Source organism: Ensifer sp. ENS11 (assembly GCF_014851895.1).
Classification (GTDB): Bacteria; Pseudomonadota; Alphaproteobacteria; order Rhizobiales; family Rhizobiaceae; genus Ensifer; species Ensifer canadensis.
On the sequence record NZ_JACVAN010000001.1, the window covers coordinates 244,836 to 264,232 of the forward strand.

Below are 19,397 nucleotides of genomic sequence, written 5' to 3' on the forward strand. Positions count from 1 at the left end.
ATGTCGGCTCACTCATAAAGACTAAAACCGGTCAGCCGGCATCGCCATCAGGAAGCTGCAGTTGGAAAAACATAAGACGTCGGACGCCTCGGATGGGCAGAAGCAGCGCAGCTATCGGCTGCACAATGCCAGCATTCCCGCGCGTCCGCTCGATGTCGCGCTCTATCTGGTGGCGACGCCGATCGGCAATCTTGGCGACATCACCCTGCGGGCGCTTGAAACGCTTGCCGGCGCCGACGTGCTCGCCTGCGAGGACACCCGCGTCACCCGCGTGCTGCTCGACCGTTACGGCATCGTCAACCGGCCCTACGCCTACCACGAGCATAATGCCGACGAGGTCGGCCCGCGGCTGCTGGCGGCTCTTGGCGAGGGCAGATCGGTGGCGCTAGTCTCCGATGCCGGCACGCCGCTTGTCTCCGATCCCGGCTATCGCCTGGCGCAGCTGGCGATCGATGCAGGCTATCGCGTCGTGCCGATCCCAGGCGCCTCAGCCCCGCTTGCCGCCCTTGTCGGTTCGGGCCTGCCCAACGACGCCTTTCTCTTCGCCGGTTTCCTGCCGACCAAGGACAAGGCCAAGCGCGATCGGCTGCAGGAGTTGGCGACGGTGCCGTCGACGCTCATGTTCTTCGAATCGCCGCACCGGATTGCCGCCACGGTGGCGGCTGCCGCCGCCGTGCTCGGCGAAAACAGAAAGGCGGCCGTGTGCCGCGAACTGACCAAGACCTTCGAGGAATTCCGCCGTGGCACGCTCGGCGAACTCAAGGCGTTTTACGACGATGCCGGCGCGGTCAAGGGCGAGATCGTGTTCGTGATCGGCCCGCCGGACGCGCCGCCGGAACCGGAGGCCGCCGACGTTGATGCGCTGTTGACGCGGCTCATCGCCGATATGTCGACCGGCAAGGCGGCGACCGAGGCAGCAAAGCAGACGGGCCTTCCGCGCAAGGAGCTTTACGACCGGCTGCTGGAACTCAAGGGCCGCCATGGCGACTGAAGGGCCCGATCGACGCAGGCTTGGGGCTCAGAGGCGCGGTCGGTTCGCCGAGTATCGCGCGGCCCTCTGCCTGATCGTCAAAGGGTACCGCATCGTCGCCATGCGTCATCGCACCAAACTGGGCGAAATCGACATCATTGCGCGGCGGGGTGATCTCATCGCCTGCGTCGAGGTCAAGGCCCGGCGCTCGGCCGACGACGGGGTCTTCGCCGTCACCGGAACGGCGCAGCACCGCATTCGCGCGGCCAGCGATCTCTGGCTCGCACGCCAACCCGATTTCGCCAGGCTTTCCGTCCGTTACGATATCATCACGGTGACACCCTGGCGCTGGCCGCGACACCTGCCCGATGCGTTCTGAACCGGCGCGGGATGAGGGAAAATGATTGCGGTGTTCCGCCCGCATCCCGTCTTGGAACAGATTCGCGAATTTGTAATCGTCCCGACATAAAAGCGTTACCGGCCTGTCATTGAAGGCCACTAGTCCACTGCCATCCGCAACTCGGTGGAGAGGACCAGTCATGTTCAAGAAAATTTCACTCGCAGCTTTCACCCTTGCTTTTTCGGCAACCTCGTCGCTAGCCGCAACCAATATTACCTGGTGGCACGGCATGGCCGGCCGCAACGGCGAGGTCATCAACGAGATCTCGCAGAAGTTCAACGAAGCCCAGAGCGCCTGCGCGCTGACCCCGGTTTCGAAGGGCACCTATGAGGAAGCGCTCGCTTCCGGCATCGCCGCATTCCGCTCTGGCGAACAGCCGAACATTCTGCAGGTCTTCGACGCCGGTGCAGCGACCATCATCAACGCCAAGGGCGCCGTCGTTCCCGCCGAAGATCTGATCATCAAGGCCGGCCACAACTTCGACCGCAATGCCTTCATCGACGGCGTGCGCTACTTCTACGCCGATAGCGAAGGCAAGTTCGTCGGCATGCCGTTCAACTCGTCGGCCCCGATCATGTACGTGAACGACGAAGCCCTGAAAAAGGCCGGCGTCGAAGCACCGAAGACCTGGGAGGAGTTCGAGGCTGCAGCACCGAAGCTGAAAGCCGCCGGCTACATCCCGCTCGTCCAGTCGCAGCTCACCTGGCAGTTCACCGAGAACTTCTTCTCGCGCAACAACATCCAGTTCGCCACCAACAACAACGGCTACGACAGCGTCGCCGACACCAAGCTCAAGGTCACCGATCCGAACCTGGTCATGATGTTCGACAAGCTCAAGGCCTGGAAGGACGAAGGTTACTTCGCCTTTTACGGCGCCGGCTGGAACGACAACCAGAAGGTCTTCGAAGAAGGCAAGGCTGCATTCTGGATCGGTTCGTCCGGTTCGTTCGGCGGCCTGCAGAAGACGGCGCAGATGCCGTTCTCGGCGACGTTCCTGCCCTACTGGAACGCAATCGAGGGTGCCGGCACTAACTCCTTCATCGGCGGCGCGGCACTGTTTGCCATGTCGGGCAAGTCGGACGAGGAAAATAAGTGCGTCGCCGACTTCTTCCAGTTCCTGACCTCGCCTGAAATCCAATACTTCTACCACAAGGCAACCGGCTACGTGGCCATCACCAAGGCAGCCTACGAGCTTGCCCAGAAGGACGGCTACTACAAGGAAAAGCCGGTCGCGGAAGTCGGCATCAAGCAGCTGATGCTGCCGGCCGGCGACTGGTCGAAGGGCTACCGCCTCGGCTTCTACCCGCAGATCCGCGAGATCATGGAACGCGAATACGGCCGCATCTTCTCCGGTGAAACCACGGTCAAGGACGCCTTCGACACGATCGAGAAGGACGGCAACGAGCTGCTCGCCCGCTTCGCCAAGACGGCTGGCTGATCTCGATGACCTCTGGAACGGAAAGCCTCCCCGCACCGCGGGGAGGGACGGGAACGGACGGGCGTCGCTTCGGCGCCCTCCGGCTGTTCGGCGGCAAACCGAAGGACGGCGACGCGACTGCCAAGCGCGTGCAGTTCTCCTCGCCTTACCTGCCCTACCTCTTTCTCGCGCCGCAGCTGGCGATCATCTTCGTGTTCTTCTACTGGCCGTCGATCCAGGCGATCCAGTCGTCCTTTTATCTGGAAGACCCGTTCGGCTTCGGCTCGACCTTCGTCGGCATGGCGAACTACACCGACGTGCTGAAGTCGGGCGAATATCTGGGCATCTCGCGCTTCACGGCGATCTTCACCACGCTCGTCACCTTCTTCGCGCTGTCGATCGGCCTGTTGCTCGCCGTCAAGGCGGATGGGGTCATCCGCGGCAACGCCACCTACAAGACGCTGCTCATCTGGGTCTATGCGATCGCGCCCCCGGTTGCCGGCCTCATCGGCATGATGTTCTTCGACCAGCATATCGGCCCGATCGTCGAGCTTGCCCGCTGGTTCGGCTGGGATATCAAGGTCGGTCTCAACTATTTCGATACGGCTTTTTCGATGATCGTCGTCTCGGTCTGGAAGCAGATCCCTTACAACTTCATCTTTTTCCTCTCCGGCCTGCAGGGTATTCCGGTCGCGGTGCGCGAGGCGGCGGCCATGGATTGCCGCTCGGGCTTCCGCCGCTTCTGGACCGTGATCCTGCCGCTGCTCGCGCCGACCGCCTTCTTCCTTCTGATCATCAATGTCACCTACGCACTGTTCGACACCTTCGGCGTCATCGACGTCATGGTGAAAGACAAGGCGGCGAACAATCCGATCACCCTTGTCTACAAGGTCTACATGGACGGTTTCCGCGGCAACGACCTTGGCGGCTCCTCGGCGCAGTCGGTCATCCTGATGCTCATCGTCTTCGTGCTCACCATCTTCCAGTTCCGCTTCATCGAGCGGCGCGTGCACTACAATTGAGGCGGGGCCGATGTATCGCACCAAGTTTTTCGACCACGTCATCCTCCTCACCGGCGTCTTCATCATGGTGGCACCGGTCGTGGTCGCCTTCATGACGTCGACGCACGAGGCGGCGGATATCCACCGCAACGGCCTCAGCCTCAGCTGGGGCGGCCATTTCGTCGAGACCTACGAGACGGTGCTCACCCGCAAGGGCGGCTTCACCGGCAAGATCACCGGCCTCAACATGATGATGAACTCGATGATCCTCGGCCTCGGCTTCGCGCTCGGCAAGATCGTCTTGTCGATGCTGGCCGCCTATGCGATCGTCTATTTCCGCTTCCGGCTCGCGACCTTCTTCTTCTGGATCATCTTCACGACGCTGCTCCTGCCGCTCGAAGTGCGCATTCTTCCCTCCTACGAGGTGATGAACACGCTGAAGCTGACCAACACCTATACCGGCCTGATCGTGCCGCTGCTCGCGTCGGCGACGGGTACCTTCTATTTCCGTCAGTTCTTCAAGTCGGTGCCGGACGAATTGCTCGAGGCAGCGCGCATCGATGGCGCCGGCCCGTTCAAGTTCTTCATCGACGTGCTGGTGCCGCTGTCGCGCACCATGATGGCGGCGATCTTCATCATCATGTTCGTCTATGGTTGGAACCAGTATCTCTGGCCGACATTGATGACCACGGACGAAGGTTTCTTCACGCTGGTGCGCGGCATCAAGCAGATCCTGCTCGTCTGGGTCGGCTCGAACATCCCCGATTACAACGAGGCCTTTGCTCTGGCGATCCTTGCCATGCTGCCGCCGGTCCTGATCGTGGTGATCTTCCAGCGCTGGTTCATCAAGGGCCTGACGGAAAGCGACAAGTAGACAAAGGAGAGGCGAAGCCGTCTTTGCCGCTTCCTCAAACCGCAATTTACCAACGGAGGCAGCCATGGCGGCCATCACCATCGCCGAGGTCTCGAAGATCTATACCGGCAACGTCGAGGCGGTAAAGTCCGTCTCGATCGATATCGAGGACGGCGAGTTCATCGTGCTTGTCGGCCCGTCCGGCTGCGGCAAGTCCACGCTTCTGCGCATGGTCGCAGGCCTTGAAGGCATCTCGAAAGGCACGGTCAAGATTGGCCCACGCGTCATCAACGAGGTCGATCCGGCTGAGCGCGACATCGCCATGGTTTTCCAGAACTATGCGCTCTATCCGCATATGACGGTCTACCAGAACCTCGCCTACGGTCTGAAGAACCGCAAGACGCCGAAAGCCGAGATCGACGCCCGTGTAGCGGAAGCCGCGCGCATGCTGGAGATCGAGCCCTATCTCGACCGCAAGCCGCGTGCGCTTTCCGGTGGCCAGCGTCAGCGTGTGGCCATGGGCCGCGCCATCGTGCGCAAGCCGGCAGCCTTCCTTTTCGACGAGCCGTTGTCCAACCTCGACGCCAAGCTGCGCGTTTCCATGCGTGGCGAGATCAAGCGGCTGCAGAAGCGCCTCGGCACCACATCGCTTTATGTCACGCACGACCAGCTCGAGGCGATGACGCTGGCCGATCGGCTTGTGGTGTTCAACGGTGGCCGGATCGAGCAGATCGGCCGCCCGCTCGATGTCTACCATCGCCCGGCCTCGACCTTCGTCGCGAGCTTCATCGGCTCGCCCGCCATGAACCTGATCAAGGGCCGCATCGAAGGCTCGCGCCTTTCTGTCGGCACCTACAGGATCGAGCTTGGCGACAGTGCGCCGGTCGAAGGGCCGGTCACCGTCGGCCTGCGCGCCGAGGACCTGCGGCTTGCCGCCGTCGGCGAGGATGCGATGCTGTTTCAGGTCGACTATGTCGAGGAACTCGGCGCGCAACGCCTCGTCCACGGCACCATCGAGGATCAGGCGCTGACCGTGGCGCTTTCTCCCGAAATTCCCTTGTCCGGCGATCTTGCTGTCACGATTGCAACGGGCCGCCTGCATTTCTTCTCGCCCGAGAACGGCAAGCGACTGGAGCGCGGAACGTCTTTCGCCAATACTGCCGAAAGCGCTCGTCCCGTCAGCCTGGAGCCGGCATTGTGATCGAAAAGACTGTCATCAGCCTCACCGTGCCCTCGCAGGAAACCCGCGCCGGTTTCACGGCGATTGAACGTTCGATCGCAGCCCATGATGCCGTGATGGCAGCACTTCCCGAGATGAACAGCATCGAGATCGGCGGCGCGCCGTCGTCGGGCGAGCCGCTTGCCTTTCCGTTTACCATCGCCGCCTGGAACCTGGAGCGCTGCCTGTTTGCGCCGGAAAGTGCCGCGCATCTGGCGGCAACCGACGCGCCGGTCGTGCTGCTCTCGGAAATGGACAACGGCATGGCCCGCACCGGCCAGCGCCACCCGACCGCGGAGGTCGCAGCCACGCTCCAGATGCAATATGCCTACGGCGTCGAGTTCATCGAGCTCGGCCTCGGTTCCGATACTGAACTGGAATTCTGCAAGGACGACTTCAACGAAAAGGGTTTTCACGGCAATGCGTTGATGGCTGCGGTGCCGCTCGGCCGGCCGTTCATGCTCCGCCTCTGGGGCAAACGGCTGTGGTTCATGGATGGCGGCGATCAGCCGCGCGTCGGCGAACGCTTTGCCATCGGCGCGGTGATCGAGACGCAAGCCGGGCCCTTCGTTGCCGTTTCCACCCATCTCGAAAGCGCCACCACGGCGCCCTATCGCGAGCGCCAGGTGAAGGAACTGATCGAGGCGCTCGATGAAGCCTTCCTGGCCTTGCCTGTGCTGATCGGCGGCGACCTCAACACCGGCAACCACGCTGGCGGTGATTTCGAGGCCGAAGGGCTGTTCACCACGAGCGCTGCGCGCGGCTTCACCCGCCATGGCGGGCCGATCGAGCTGATGACGACCCGCCCCAGCCTGATCACGCGCTGGCCGGAGCGGGCGATGAAACTCGACTGGTTTCTGTCACGGGGCTTGAAGATCGGCGAAAGCGGGATCATTCCTTCGCTCGACGCGGACGGCCGTCCGCTTTCGGATCATGATCTCATCACCTGCGTCATCGAGGGCTTTGAATAGCCTTGCCGCTGAAGCGCTCGATGCTTGGCGCTCGAGCCTTGCCTAAGGCGAGTCCGCATTCTACATGTTGCGGGCATTTCTAGAGCGGGATGAGGAAACGTTTGCTCGGTTCTCCGCCCGCATCTCGCTCTAACGTATTAATATCGATCACGTTTATGACCTTGGATCGGACCGCTCCAAGGTCATCGCGATCTAACGGGGATAGGAAGATGGCGAAAATCGTCAATGTCGGGGTCCAGATGGACCATGTGTCGGGCATCAACATCGCAGGTGATTCCACCTTCGCGATGTGCCTTGAGGCACAGGCCCGCGGCTACCGGCTCTTCCACTACACCCCGGAGAAGCTGTCGCTGCGTGACGGCAAGGTTTTCGCCACTGCGCAGCAGATGACGTTGCGCGACGTCAAGGGCGACCACTTCACGCTCGGCGAGCCGGAACGGCTTGATCTTTCGACCATGGACGTGATCCTGTTGCGCCAGGATCCGCCCTTCGACATGGCCTACATCACCTCGACGCATCTGCTCGAGCGCCTGCATCCGAGGACGCTTGTCGTCAACGACCCGGCCTGGGTGCGCAACTCGCCGGAAAAGATCTTCGTCACCGAATTCGCTGATCTGATGCCGAGGACGCTGATTACCCGCGATGCCGCCGAGATCGCGCGATTCCGCGAGGAAATGGGCGACATCATCCTGAAGCCGCTCTACGGCAATGGCGGCGCTGGTGTGTTTCATTCCGCGCGCGACGATCGCAACATGTCGTCGCTGCTTGAAATGTTCGGCCAGATGTTCCGCGAGCCCTTCATCGCGCAGGAGTATTTGCCGGCGGTGCGCAAGGGCGACAAGCGCATCCTGCTCGTCGACGGCGAGCCGGTCGGCGCCATCAACCGCGTGCCTGCCGAGCACGACGCCCGCTCCAACATGCACGCCGGTGGCCGGCCCGAGCCGACCGAACTGACGGCGCGCGAGAAGGAAATCTGCGCCCGCATCGCACCGGCGCTGAAGGAGCGCGGCTTCCTCTTCGTCGGTATCGACGTCATCGGCGACTACATGACCGAAATCAACGTGACGTCGCCGACCGGCATCCGCGAAGTCAAGAAGTTCGGCGGCGCCGACGTCGCCAGCCTGCTTTGGGACGCGATCGAGCGCAAGCGCGCCTAGCGCAGGCGGCGCACGTGTTAGACGACAGGCGCGCGCTGTAGCCACGAGATGCTACCAGCGCGCAGACGCGCTCTGGCCGATCCCGATCGTGGTGCTGATTGGCTGGCGTCCATCACCGAGCTGTTGCAGACGCTCTATGGGAACAGGCTCCCAGCAATACCGTTCCAAAAAGGCCAGCCGAGCGAGTGCTCCCTGGACCGTGATTGGTTGCTTTGTCAGCCTATGCGCGGGCACCCGCGTCGCGTACCGAAGATGATGCGATTGCGTTCGCCACGGCTGCCGATTCCGCGAATTTCAATAATCTCCTGCGACGTCCGGCCGACGCGTGGATTGCGAAGATATCTTTGGGCTTTGTTAAGCGCCTGGCGCGGTGTGCACTGATAGGCTTCCGGCGGTCGGCGGCGATATTGCTGCTCGCCCCAGCCGTCGTCTTCGTCATAGTACCGGGGCTCGTCATAGTAGCGTGGCTGATCACGGTAGCGCGGGCCACCGCCGTCGATATAAATATCCAGATCCTGGGAAGCTGCCGCTCCTACTACGAAGGTGCACGCGATGGTGGCTATCGCACATGTTTTGATCATCCTGATCATAGGGCTCTCCTTTGACTGCCCGAGCATTTTACCGACGGAATCATGAACGGGAGCAAAACGGTTCACTGGACGACAATCACTCCCTGGCCGGTCGGCAGCGTCAAAATCGCCTGACCGTTTTTCCTCGCAAAGTCGTTCCACATCGCGTTTTGTTCCTCGCTGCCGCGGAACGCATAGTCATCGAGAACGATTGTTGCCCCCAGTACGAGATTGTCCCACACTCGTTCGATGCATTCCTTCTCGTATTGCGCGACGTTCAGGTCGATCGAAAGATAGGCAATGTTTCCGAGCGGAACGCCTTCGAGGGTATCGGGCAGCACGCCGCGAATGAGATGTGCATTGGGGAAAGGTGCAAAGTTGCGCTTCGCGACCTCAAAAACGTCCTCGTAGATGCCGGTGTTTCGCTGCGTTGTCAGGCGGCGTTCCACGTCGGTCATGTGCCCGTGCGGGATGCCGCCGAACGTGTCGAACAGCCAGAATTTGCGATCGAGCGCTTCGAAACCGAGATACCGGCACACCGTCATTGACAGAAGACCGGCGTTCACGCCGAATTCCACAAAGTCGCCTTCCAGGCGAAGCGCCCGCGATGCCGCCCAACAGCACGTGTGCGCGCGCCAGCGAACATCGGGAACGCGGCCGCGCTTCCGCCAGGCCTCCCGGTTGCCTTCCTCGGCAATGGTCCATGCTGATGCAAACTGCGGCTCGTCCATGAACGACGTGTTCTTGTTCGTCGTCCTGAGGCCGTCAGCGGCATACCCAGGCAGCGTTTTGTCTCCATGTAGAAAGTATCGAGTGCGCTTTTTCAGTTCGCGGATGCCAACCATCATCAATCCCCTCTGGAAACATGAGGACTAAGTAGGCGTTCGAATGGCATCGGCAATCCGCCTGTGGCCGCTTGGATCCAAGTTGAGCGCAAGCGGTTGATACGTTTCGAGACCGATTGCGAACGCGCGCCGATGGCCGGCGGGCGATCTCTGGGTTTCAGCACGTCTGGTGACGGTGGGACGGTCGAGCGATGTGCTGCTCAAGCATCTGCGCGACGCAAGGCGTGATGTTCTGTTATTGTTCTTGTTTTTGTGTGTTTTCCGTGCAAGATTTATCGCTGCAACCACCGGGGTTGCGGCGGCATGGCGGGCCGCCCTGGTCGAAGAGGCGGTCATGGTTGCGCGGGTCAGTACGGTTGCATTCCAGGGGATAGAAGGTGTGCCGGTCGACGTTCAGGTGATGGTTGCACCCGGGCGGGTCGGCATGCAGATCGTTGCCTGCCCGACAAGGCCGTGGCCGAAAGCCGCGAGCGGGTGCAGGCAGCCCTTCATGCGTCTGGTCTAGCGCTGCCAGCCAAGAAAGTCACCGTCAATCTCGCGCCCGCGGATCTGCCCAAGGAAGGCAGCCACTTTGATCTCGCGATCGCGCTAGGGCTGATGGCCGCGCTCGGTGCCATCCCCGGCGACGCGCTGAATGGCTATGTGGTGATCGGCGAGCTCAATCTCGACGGTACGGTCGCGGCCGTCGCCGGCGCGCTGCCGGCCGCAATTGGCGCCAATGCGCTCGGCAAGGGGCTGATCTGTCCGGCCGAAAGCGGTCCGGAGGCCGCCTGGGCCGGCGCCGAGATCGATATTCTTGCACCCCGCAGCCTGATCGCCATCGCCAATCATTTCAGGGGCACGCAGGTGCTCTCCCGGCCGGAGCCTGCCATTCGCGCCGGCGCTACCGATCTGCCTGATCTTGCCGATATCAAGGGACAGGAGAGCGCCAAGCGGGCGCTCGAAGTCGCCGCCGCCGGCAACCACAATCTGCTGATGGTTGGACCGCCGGGCTCGGGCAAATCGATGCTGGCCTCGCGTTTGCCGTCGATCCTGCCGCCCTTGACGCCTGCCGAGCTTCTCGAAGTCTCGATGATCCACTCGATCGCCGGCCAGTTGCCGGGCGGCAAGCTGTCCGACCGGCGGCCGTTCCGCACGCCGCACCATTCCGCCACCATGGCGGCGATGATCGGTGGCGGCTTGCGAGCGAAACCAGGCGAGGCATCGCTCGCCCACAACGGCGTTCTGTTCCTTGACGAGTTTCCCGAGTTCCCCCCGCAGGTGCTTGATGCCCTGCGTCAGCCGCTGGAAACGGCGGAATGCATCATTGCCCGTGCCAACCATCGCGTCACCTATCCCGCCGCGATCCAACTGGTGGCAGCGATGAACCCGTGCCGGTGCGGCATGGCGGGTGAACCCGGCCGCACCTGCGCCCGTGGCCCGCGCTGCATGAGCGATTACCAGGCGCGCATCTCCGGCCCGTTGATGGACCGGATCGATCTGCGCATCGACGTACCGGCTGTCAGCGCCGCAGACCTGATCCGGCCGATGGCGGCAGAGGCCAGTGCTGCTGTGGCAAGACGTGTCGCCCGCGCCCGGCAATTGCAGATCGATCGCTTCGCCGCGCTCGGCAGTCGCGAGCCATCCAGCAACGCCCGCTGCTCGACGGCGATGATCGAACGCATTGCCGAACCGGATGCAGCCGGCCTGCAGTTGCTGCGCGACGCTGCCGAAAAACTGAAGTTCTCAGCGCGCGGCTACCACCGCGTCCTGAAGGTGGCGCGTACGCTCGCAGATCTCGATGGCAGCGCGACCGTCGGCCGGCTGCACTTGGCCGAAGCGATCTCCTACCGCATCGCCGGCGAGCGTCTGCAAGCGGCCGCCTGACGGTCGTTGACGGCGTCGGGCAGTCGCCGTCCGCGTTACCTGCAATTGCGGTTTCGGAAGTCGGCGACTTTGCTTTTGTATGCTGCCGCACAATTCCTGACATGCGCATCGACCCAAGTTGGAAACTAACGGGGCAAGTTTGGAGCCTTGCCGCGTCCACTGGGCGCCATGTCTGACTGGCGGAGTCGCGGCGCTCTGCGGCGATGGTCGTCCTTCGTTGCAGGTTCTCTCGAGTGGTCATTGCAACGCTTCTTCCGCGCTTGCCGTCGGCAATAGGCGGAAACGGTCGAGTGCCCTATCTTGATGACGGCACCGGATACTTGCCGCACTGCTCAATTTGGGAGGTTTGTCATGACGAACGGTTCGCTCAGACGAACGGATAGCGCCGAACGTGTGATCGTGGCGTCCGCGCAGGTGGTTTATCTGGCACTGCTTGATCCGAAAGCCGTGACGCGATGGCTGCCCCCGGAGGGGATGACGGGCCATGTCCATGCATTTGAGGCGAAAGAGGGCGGTCGCTATCGCATGGCGCTCGTCTACGATAAATCCGAACATGGCAATCGCGGCAAGACGTCGGATGAGACCGATATTGTCGAGGGGCGCTTCGTCGAGTTGCGCCCGAATGAACGCGTCGTGCAGCAGGTGGAGTTCGAATCCGAAGATCCGGCATTTGCCGGGATCATGACGATCACCTGGGCACCGGAGACGATATCCGGTGGCACCCGGGTGCGTGTAACCTGCGCGAATGTTCCTGAAGGCATATCGCGGGAGGATCACGAGGCGGGTCTTTCATCGACGCTTGCCAATCTTGCTGGTTTCACCGAGCGAAACCCCAGAGCATAGCTTCCTAAAGCATGTCGCGCAAAAGTGTGCAGCGGTTTTGCGATAACGACATGCGCAAAAACAAGAGCTTAAAGCGCAGAAAGCGAATCTGAAAGATCGCGGCGCGAAAAGCATGTCGCGCAAAGTGTTCAGCGGGTTCGCGATCACGACATGCGCAAAAAACAAGAGCTGAAAGGGCAGCAAGCGAATCCTGGAGATCGTGAAGCGCTTTCGAGCGCTTCGAGAAAAAGTACGAAGCGGAATCTCGTCAGAATTCGTAAAAACAAGAAGATAGAGCGCTTTTGCGCCTCCGTTTAAACCGGAACATTCTCAATGAAGAGAACGGATGCCGGTGTTTCAGGCCAGCGACGTGGTTTGAAGGTCCGGTTTGGCGCACGCGGGGCCGGCGGTGACGCCCGCAGTCCAGCAGTGGGCAACAAAAAAGGGCGCCCGAAGCGCCCTTTCGTTTGCACTTTGCAATGATCGGCTTACGCGCCCAGGCCTTCGAACAGAACCGTCGAAAGGTACCGCTCGGCAAAGGATGGGATGATGACGACGATGTTCTTGCCGGCGTTTTCCGGGCGCTGGCCGATCTCGATGGCGGCGGTGAGGGCCGCACCCGAGGAGATGCCGACCGGCACGCCTTCGAGCCGGGCAACGAGCCGGGCGATCTCGACGGCTTCGCCGCTGTTGACGGTGACGACTTCGTCATAGACGCTGGTGTCGAGGATCGCGGGCGCGAAGCCGGCGCCGATGCCCTGGATCTTGTGTGGGCCAGGGTTTCCGCCCGAAAGCACGGGCGATTCCTCTGGCTCGACGGCGATCACCTTGATCGACGGCTTGCGTGCCTTCAACACTTGGCCGGCGCCAGTGATTGTGCCGCCGGTGCCGATGCCCGAGACGAGGATGTCGACGCTGCCGTCGGTGTCGTTCCAGATCTCCTCGGCCGTCGTCTTGCGGTGGATTTCCGGGTTGGCCGGGTTTTCGAACTGCTGCGGGATGATGGCATACGGCAAGGTCTCGACCAGCTCCTGCGCCTTGGCGATCGCGCCCTTCATGCCCTTGGCGCCCTCGGTCAGTACCAGCTCGGCGCCGAACAGCGCCAGCATCTTGCGGCGCTCGACCGACATGGTTTCCGGCATGGTGAGGATCAGCTTGTAGCCCTTGGCGGCGGCGACGAAGGCGAGCGCAATGCCGGTGTTGCCCGAGGTCGGCTCGACCAGTGTCGTGCGGCCGGGAACGATCTTGCCCTGCGCTTCCAGGCTCTCGATCATGGCAACGCCGATGCGGTCCTTGACCGAAGCGATCGGGTTGAAGAATTCGAGCTTGGCGAGAAGGTTGGCCTTCACGCCCTTTTCCTTGGCAAGCTTGTCGAGCCGCACGATGGGAGTGTCGCCGATCGTTTCCGTGATCGAGGAGTAGACGCGGCCGCGGCCGGGCTTGCGCGTGTCAGACATTAAGTTTCTCCCTTGGGTGTGACGATTTGGTTGTGACAATAGGGGCCATGCCCGTTCTATTCCAGAACGGTAACCGCGACGCGACGATCAGCCGGAGGAAAAACCACCGGCGGAAGCCCAGTCCGGGGAATGTTTTTTCAGGCGGCGCGGGTAGCGATATAGGCGGCGGTGCCTGCCAGCACGCCAGCGGCAACGCGGTTCAGCGCCAGCAATGCCTTGGGCTGTTTGAGCAGCGTGCGCGCCCGTGCGGCAAGCAGGATATAGGGCAGAAGCACGGTCAGCAGCACGAGGAACGTCGCGATCAAAAGCAGCCCGTATTCGCGCGGCCCGATCACCGCAATGTCGATCAGCGTCGGCACCAGCGCCACATAAAACAGCATTGTCTTCGGGTTGCCGAGCGTGACCAATAGGCCCGAAAGGAACGACATCGACACGCTTGCGGATGTCTTCGCCTTGATGTCCCGCGGCAACAGGCCGGCGGTCCAAAGCTTCCATGCGATGTAGCCGAGGTAGAGCACGCCGGCGAACTTGACGATCAGGAAAGCGGTCGTGAAGGTCTGGGCGATCAGCGCCAGGCCGAGCACCACGGCGGTCAGGTAAACCATGTCGCCGAGGATCAGGCCGAGCCCCATGAAGAAGGTCTCGCGAAAGCCGGAGCCGAGCGCTCGCGCAACGAGCGCCGTCACGCCGGGGCCGGGAATGATGGCTGCGATGAAGAGAGCGCCGCTATAGGCAAGCAGGGCTGCAAGCGTCATGATCGTTCCTCCCGGGTGGCGACGCCGCTTTTACCAAAGAGCGTCGAAAATGGAAATCGGGATCGGCGGGCGAGCGGCAATTTCGCGACAAAATTGATCGGGTGACAAGTCTGGCGTTGCCCGGTTTTTGGAGATGCGTAGAGCTTTGGGAAATACTCAATAAAGGCGCGCGTTATGCCCGAGATCCAAAACATCATCGGCTTTGCCCTCATTGCTCTCGGCATGGTGCTGACACCCGGGCCGAACATGATCTACCTGATCTCCCGCTCGATCAGCCAGGGGCCGGCGGCCGGCCTGATCTCGCTTGGCGGCGTCGCGCTCGGTTTCGTCGTCTATATGGTCTCGGCGGCGCTCGGCATCACCGCGCTGCTCTTGGCCGTGCCTTTCGCCTATGATGTCCTGCGGCTCGCCGGTGCCGGATATCTCGTCTATCTCGCCTGGCAGGCGGTCAGGCCCGGCGGGCGCTCGCCGTTCCAGATCAAGAACCTGCCGAAGGACGGTCCGCGCAAGCTGTTCCTGATGGGCTTCCTGACGAGCCTGCTCAACCCGAAGGTGGCCGTGCTCTATCTCTCGCTCCTGCCGCAGTTCATCCGCCCGGAGGCGGGCAATGTGCTGGCGCAGTCGATGATCTTCGGCTCGATCCAGATCGCCACCAGTGTCTCGGTCAACGCGATGATTGCGCTGGCGGCAAGTTCTATCGCCGCCTTCCTGGCCGGGCGTCCCCTGTTCATGGTCGTGCAGCGCTGGGCGATGGGCACGGCACTGTTCGGCTTTGCCCTCAGCATGGCCGCCGAAGCGCGCCGTTGACACATGTCGCGCAAAAGTGGGCAGCGGCTTTGCGATCACGACATGCGCAAAAACCAAAGCTTTAAGCGCAGTCAGCGAATCCTACTGCATGTTTCGTTAAATCCTATTCGATTTAGCGATAAAAACATGCAGCCATTCAAAGTGCTACAGCGACCTTTGCGCGTCTAATAGGACGCGCGGCGCTGTAGAGATCGCGACGCGTTTCAGATAAGCGGCCTCTATCGGGCTTCAGGCAATTCGCTGCCGCGCGCCGCTCTACGGCGACACGCGGCGTGGTCTTTCCTATTCGAACACCGGCCGCATGAAGCTGCGCTCGTAGCTGACGATGCAGCGCGTCTTTTCGCCGAAGGCGAAAGCCTCCAGGCATTCCGGGTCCTTGGCCATTTTCCCGCGATAGACTTCATATTCGGCCAGGCTCGGGAAGGTGAAGAGCGCCAGTGCGATGTTGTTTGCGCCCTCGTGCGGCATGAAATAGCCGTGATGGGTGCCGCCGAGCCGGTTGACGAGCGGTATCCAGAGCTTGGCGTAGTGCTCGAACTCGGCCAGCTTGTAAGGGTCGATAACGTATTTCAGATAGCAGGTGATCATGCGGTTCTCCCTTCGCGTCTCCGCTTGATAGGCGAGGGCAGGCGAAGTTTCCAGCCGAGATTCATGCCGGCTGCGGCGACCAGGATGGCGATCGAACCGAAGATCTGGATCGGCTGCAGCGCATGGCCGAAAGCCAGCCGATCGACGACGATGGCAGCGATCGGGTAGATGAAGGATAGCGCCCCGGTCATGTGCGTCGGCAGCCGCTGGATCGCGCCGTAAAGCAGCACATACATGATGCCGGTATGGATGACGCCGACGGCAATCAGGATCGACCACTGTTCGGCGCCGGAAGGTGCCGGGGCGGCAAGCGCCATCGGCGCCAGCATCAGCGTGCCGGTGACCACCTGGATCAACGCGATCAGATGCGGAGGCGTTCCCTTGAGCAACTTCGTCAACAGGGCCGCGATCGCGTAGAAGAAGGCGGCACCGATCGCAAGCGCGATGCCGATCAGGTAATCCTCCGGCGCAAAGCCGCCGCCGGGCTTGGCTGAAATGATCGCCAGCATGCCGGCAAAGGAGATCGAAAGCCAGAACACCTTGGTCGCGGTGATCTTTTCGCCGAGGAACAAGGCTCCGAGCCCCAAAAGCATGAACGGCTGGGTGTTGTAGACCATCGTCGCGATCGAGATCGAGGCATGCGAATAGGCCGCAAACAACAAGAGCCAGTTGACGACGATGGCGATGCCGCCGGCAATCGACAGGAGCACCGTCCGCCGGGTGAAATGGCGCCGGTCGAGCAGGCCGAGCATGGCCGCGATCGCCACCAGCGTCACCGCGCCGAATACGCAGCGCCAGAAGACGACGCTCGTCACCGGCTGGCCCGACATCAGCACGAACCAGCCGATCGTGCCCGATATCAGCATGGCCGCCGTCATCTCCGCACTGCCTCTTTTAATGTCTGCGCCCATGGCGATCACTCCTCGGTTGAGGCTCCAAGATTAATCGGCCAGAGCGCAGGTTTATATGGAGGATCGCAGGTGTTTCTGCTATTATACCTCATCATCTAAGATGGTTTCGATCTTTTGGCTTATGAGGTTGCCCATGCTCGATGAACTCGATCGCCGCATTCTGGGTATCCTGGCGGCGAATGCGCGCGTGTCGCTGAAGGAGCTGGCGCAGGAGGTGGGTCTGTCCTCGCCAAGTGCCGCCGAACGTTTGCGCAAACTGGAGGAACGCGGCGTCCTCGACGGCTTCACCATCGCCCTCAATCCGGTGAAGCTTGGTTATCCGCTGCAGGCGATCATCCGCGTGCGGCCGATGCCGGGCATGCTGCATATCGTCGAGAAATTGATCCAGGAGACGCCGCAGATCGTCGAATGCGACAAGGTCACCGGCGACGATTGCTTCATCGCCAAGCTGTTCGTGCGCGATATGGGGGAACTGGACACGCTGCTCGATCGCATCGCCGAGAAGGCGCAGACCAATACGTCGATCGTCAAGTCGACACCGGTCAAGCGGCGCTTGCCGCCGCTTATCTGATCCAACGTTTCGAGATCACGCAATTCCGGACGGAAAACCGCTTCGCACTTTTCCTGGAAATGGTCTAGACGCCCGTGGAGCCGAAGCCACCGGCACCGCGTGCCGTGTCGCTGGCGCTGTCGGCTTCCCGAACGCTCACCTGTGTCACTGGCGCGATCACCATCTGCGCAATGCGCATGCCGCGTTCGATGACGAAGTCCTCGTCGCCGAGGTTGACCAGCAGAACCTTCACCTCGCCGCGATAATCGCTGTCGATCGTGCCCGGAGTGTTGAGGCAGGTGATGCCGTGCTTGAAGGCAAGGCCCGAGCGCGGACGGATCTGCGCCTCATAGCCGGCCGGGATCTCGAAGATGAAGCCGGTCGGCACCAGCGCCCGCTTTCCTGGCGCAAGCGTCATCGGCTCGCCGACTGCCACTGCGGCGCGCAGGTCCATGCCGGCAGCACCCTCGGTCTCATAGGCCGGCAGGTCCAACGCCTCGGCATGCGGCAGGCGGATGAAGGTCAAGGCGGGTTTTGTCTGGGGCGTGTGCATGGTCATCGTTTCATAAGCCGGGCGCTCACTGCGCCGGTCAATTGCATAATGAGGGCTGAGCCTGTAAAGACGCCGCAACTCACAGGAATCTACGACATGGCCGAAAGTCTCGCCGAGGCGGTCTCCCGCCGCCGCACATTTGCGATCATCGCCCACCCGGACGCGGGTAAAACCACACTCACCGAAAAGCTGCTGCTGTTCGGCGGCGCCATCCAACTCGCCGGCGAGGTCAAGGCCAAGAAGGATCGCATCCAGACCCGTTCGGACTGGATGAAGATCGAGCGCGAGCGCGGCATCTCGGTCGTCACCTCGGTGATGACCTTCGAATATGGCGGCAATGTCTTCAACATTCTCGACACCCCCGGTCACGAAGACTTCGCCGACGACACCTACCGCACGCTGACGGCGGTCGATGCGGCGATCATGGTCATCGACGCGGCAAAGGGTATCGAGCCGCGGACGCTGAAGCTGTTCGAAGTCTGCCGCATGCGCGACATCCCGATCATCACCTTCGTCAACAAGATGGACCGCGAGAGCCGTGACCCCTTCGAGATCCTCGATGAAGTCGAAGAAAAGCTGGCGCTCGATTGTGCGCCGGTGACCTGGCCGATCGGTCGCTCCAAGACCTTCTGCGGCTCCTATCACCTTGCCGACAACACCGTGCGCGGTGCCGATACGCAGGAAGTGCTGACCAGGGTCAACGGTCCTGAGATGGTGGCTCACCGCCTGCCGGAAAACGAGCGCGATGCTTTCATCGAAGAGACGTCGCTGGCGATCGAGGCCTGCAAGCCGTTCGACAAGAAAGCCTTCCTTGAAGGTCACCTGACGCCGGTCTTCTTCGGCTCGGCGCTCCGCAACTACGGTGTGCGCGACCTGATCAACGCGCTTGGCGAGATCGCCCCGCCGCCGCGCGACCAGGTTGCCGACACGCGCACGGTGCATGCGACCGACGACAAGATGACCGCCTTTGTCTTCAAGATTCAGGCGAACATGGACCCGAACCACCGCGACCGCATCGCCTTTGCGCGCGTCTGCTCCGGCAAGCTGGAGCGCGGCATGAAGGCGCGGCTGTCGCGCACCGGCAAGCAGCTGGGTCTGAGCGCCCCGCAGTTCTTCTTCGCTTCACAGCGCCAGCTGGCCGACACGGCCTATGCGGGCGATGTCGTCGGCATTCCGAACCACGGAACCCTGCGCATCGGCGACACGCTCACGGAAGGCGAACATCTCGTTTTCCAGGGCGTGCCGAACTTCTCGCCGGAAATCCTGCGCCGCGTGCGACTTGAGGATGCGATGAAGGCCAAGAAGCTGAAGGAAGCCCTGCAGCAGATGGCGGAGGAGGGCGTCGTGCAGCTGTTCTCGCCGGAAGACGGCTCACCGGCGATCGTCGGCGTCGTCGGCGCGCTGCAGCTCGACGTTCTGAAGGAGCGCCTGCAGGCCGAATACGGCCTGCCTGTCTCCTTCGAAATGTCGCGCTTCTCCGTCTGCCGCTGGATTTCGGCCGATCAGCCTGGTGACCTCGACAAGTTCGTCACTGCCCGTCGCGGCGATATCGCCCGCGACCTCGACGGCGACCCGGTGTTCCTGGCGCAGGACAGCTTCTCGCTGCGCTATGAGGCTGAACGTTATCCCGCGATCAAGATGGTCGCGATCAAGGAATATCACGTCGCCAAAGCGGCGTGAGAAGGC

At 62.0% G+C, this 19,397-nt stretch carries 19 protein-coding genes and 1 pseudogene; 13 read left to right on the forward strand and 7 right to left on the reverse strand.

Annotated features, from left to right (window positions below; genetic code table 11):
- The first annotated feature begins 61 nt into the window (after positions 1-61).
- From rsmI to gshB, 8 genes are all read left to right on the forward strand, one after another.
- Complete coding sequence (gene rsmI, locus IB264_RS01265; protein WP_025425615.1) at positions 62-991, forward strand: 16S rRNA (cytidine(1402)-2'-O)-methyltransferase; 930 nt, start codon at positions 62-64, stop codon at positions 989-991.
- Positions 981-1,349 carry a YraN family protein gene (locus IB264_RS01270; protein WP_025425616.1) on the forward strand — a complete coding sequence of 123 codons (369 nt, stop codon included), beginning with the start codon at positions 981-983 and terminating at the stop codon, positions 1,347-1,349. The genes rsmI and IB264_RS01270 overlap by 11 nt, the downstream gene beginning before the upstream one ends.
- A 160-nt stretch (positions 1,350-1,509) precedes the next feature.
- On the forward strand, positions 1,510-2,808 hold the full coding sequence (locus tag IB264_RS01275) for an extracellular solute-binding protein (RefSeq protein WP_025425617.1): 1,299 nt from the start codon (positions 1,510-1,512) through the stop codon (positions 2,806-2,808).
- Positions 2,809-2,813: 5 nt separating this feature from the next.
- Positions 2,814-3,809, forward strand: coding sequence for an ABC transporter permease subunit (locus IB264_RS01280; RefSeq protein ID WP_025425618.1), 996 nt, complete (start codon positions 2,814-2,816; stop codon positions 3,807-3,809).
- Between the two features lie 10 nt (positions 3,810-3,819).
- The gene (gene ugpE, locus IB264_RS01285) at positions 3,820-4,662 is read left to right on the forward strand and encodes a sn-glycerol-3-phosphate ABC transporter permease UgpE (protein WP_025425619.1); all 843 of its coding nucleotides are present in this window, start codon (positions 3,820-3,822) and stop codon (positions 4,660-4,662) included.
- A 64-nt stretch (positions 4,663-4,726) separates the two neighbouring features.
- Positions 4,727-5,842 carry a sn-glycerol-3-phosphate import ATP-binding protein UgpC gene (locus IB264_RS01290; RefSeq protein WP_025425620.1) on the forward strand — a complete coding sequence of 372 codons (1,116 nt, stop codon included), beginning with the start codon at positions 4,727-4,729 and terminating at the stop codon, positions 5,840-5,842.
- A complete protein-coding gene (locus tag IB264_RS01295; protein ID WP_025425621.1) occupies positions 5,839-6,831 on the forward strand; it encodes an endonuclease in 993 nt (330 codons plus the stop codon). The genes IB264_RS01290 and IB264_RS01295 overlap by 4 nt, the downstream gene beginning before the upstream one ends.
- Positions 6,832-7,040: 209 nt before the next feature.
- The gene (gshB, locus tag IB264_RS01300; protein ID WP_025425622.1) at positions 7,041-7,988 is read left to right on the forward strand and encodes a glutathione synthase; all 948 of its coding nucleotides are present in this window, start codon (positions 7,041-7,043) and stop codon (positions 7,986-7,988) included.
- Between the two features lie 215 nt (positions 7,989-8,203).
- Here gshB and IB264_RS01305 read toward each other — a convergent pair whose 3' ends face one another.
- Positions 8,204-8,578 (reverse strand): hypothetical protein, encoded by a 375-nt coding sequence (locus IB264_RS01305; RefSeq protein ID WP_025425623.1) that lies wholly within the window; start codon positions 8,576-8,578, stop codon positions 8,204-8,206.
- A 62-nt stretch (positions 8,579-8,640) separates the two neighbouring features.
- On the reverse strand, positions 8,641-9,405 hold the full coding sequence (locus tag IB264_RS01310; RefSeq protein ID WP_025425624.1) for a methyltransferase: 765 nt from the start codon (positions 9,403-9,405) through the stop codon (positions 8,641-8,643).
- A gap of 331 nt (positions 9,406-9,736) precedes the next feature.
- On the opposite strand from IB264_RS01310, the pseudogene IB264_RS01315 reads away from it, so the two are divergent.
- Together IB264_RS01315 and IB264_RS01320 are read left to right on the forward strand one after the other, a co-directional pair.
- Positions 9,737-11,268 (forward strand): annotated as a pseudogene (locus IB264_RS01315) (YifB family Mg chelatase-like AAA ATPase).
- Positions 11,269-11,619: 351 nt separating this feature from the next.
- Positions 11,620-12,111, forward strand: coding sequence for an SRPBCC domain-containing protein (locus IB264_RS01320; RefSeq protein ID WP_025425625.1), 492 nt, complete (start codon positions 11,620-11,622; stop codon positions 12,109-12,111).
- A gap of 467 nt (positions 12,112-12,578) precedes the next feature.
- Here the strand turns inward: IB264_RS01320 and cysK are convergent, their stop codons facing one another.
- Both cysK and IB264_RS01330 read right to left on the reverse strand, forming a co-directional pair.
- On the reverse strand, positions 12,579-13,547 hold the full coding sequence (gene cysK / locus IB264_RS01325; protein WP_025425626.1) for a cysteine synthase A: 969 nt from the start codon (positions 13,545-13,547) through the stop codon (positions 12,579-12,581).
- A gap of 137 nt (positions 13,548-13,684) precedes the next feature.
- On the reverse strand, positions 13,685-14,302 hold the full coding sequence (locus IB264_RS01330) for a LysE family translocator (protein ID WP_025425627.1): 618 nt from the start codon (positions 14,300-14,302) through the stop codon (positions 13,685-13,687).
- A gap of 174 nt (positions 14,303-14,476) precedes the next feature.
- On the opposite strand from IB264_RS01330, the gene IB264_RS01335 reads away from it, so the two are divergent.
- The gene (locus IB264_RS01335) at positions 14,477-15,109 is read left to right on the forward strand and encodes a LysE family translocator (protein ID WP_025425628.1); all 633 of its coding nucleotides are present in this window, start codon (positions 14,477-14,479) and stop codon (positions 15,107-15,109) included.
- 282 nt (positions 15,110-15,391) lie between these two features.
- Here the strand turns inward: IB264_RS01335 and IB264_RS01340 are convergent, their stop codons facing one another.
- Complete coding sequence (locus IB264_RS01340; protein WP_025425629.1) at positions 15,392-15,697, reverse strand: NIPSNAP family protein; 306 nt, start codon at positions 15,695-15,697, stop codon at positions 15,392-15,394.
- On the reverse strand, positions 15,694-16,608 hold the full coding sequence (locus IB264_RS01345; protein WP_025425630.1) for a DMT family transporter: 915 nt from the start codon (positions 16,606-16,608) through the stop codon (positions 15,694-15,696). Before IB264_RS01345 ends, IB264_RS01340 begins: the two co-directional genes overlap by 4 nt.
- Before the next feature lie 133 nt (positions 16,609-16,741).
- On the opposite strand from IB264_RS01345, the gene IB264_RS01350 reads away from it, so the two are divergent.
- Positions 16,742-17,179 (forward strand): Lrp/AsnC family transcriptional regulator, encoded by a 438-nt coding sequence (locus IB264_RS01350; protein ID WP_025425631.1) that lies wholly within the window; start codon positions 16,742-16,744, stop codon positions 17,177-17,179.
- Between the two features lie 64 nt (positions 17,180-17,243).
- On the opposite strand, the gene dut is transcribed toward IB264_RS01350, so the two are convergent.
- Positions 17,244-17,711: a dUTP diphosphatase gene (gene dut, locus IB264_RS01355; RefSeq protein ID WP_107026886.1), complete on the reverse strand. Its 468-nt coding sequence runs from the start codon at positions 17,709-17,711 to the stop codon at positions 17,244-17,246.
- A gap of 96 nt (positions 17,712-17,807) precedes the next feature.
- Between dut and IB264_RS01360 the strand changes: the two genes are divergently transcribed.
- On the forward strand, positions 17,808-19,391 hold the full coding sequence (locus IB264_RS01360) for a peptide chain release factor 3 (protein WP_025425633.1): 1,584 nt from the start codon (positions 17,808-17,810) through the stop codon (positions 19,389-19,391).
- Positions 19,392-19,397 lie beyond the last annotated feature (6 nt).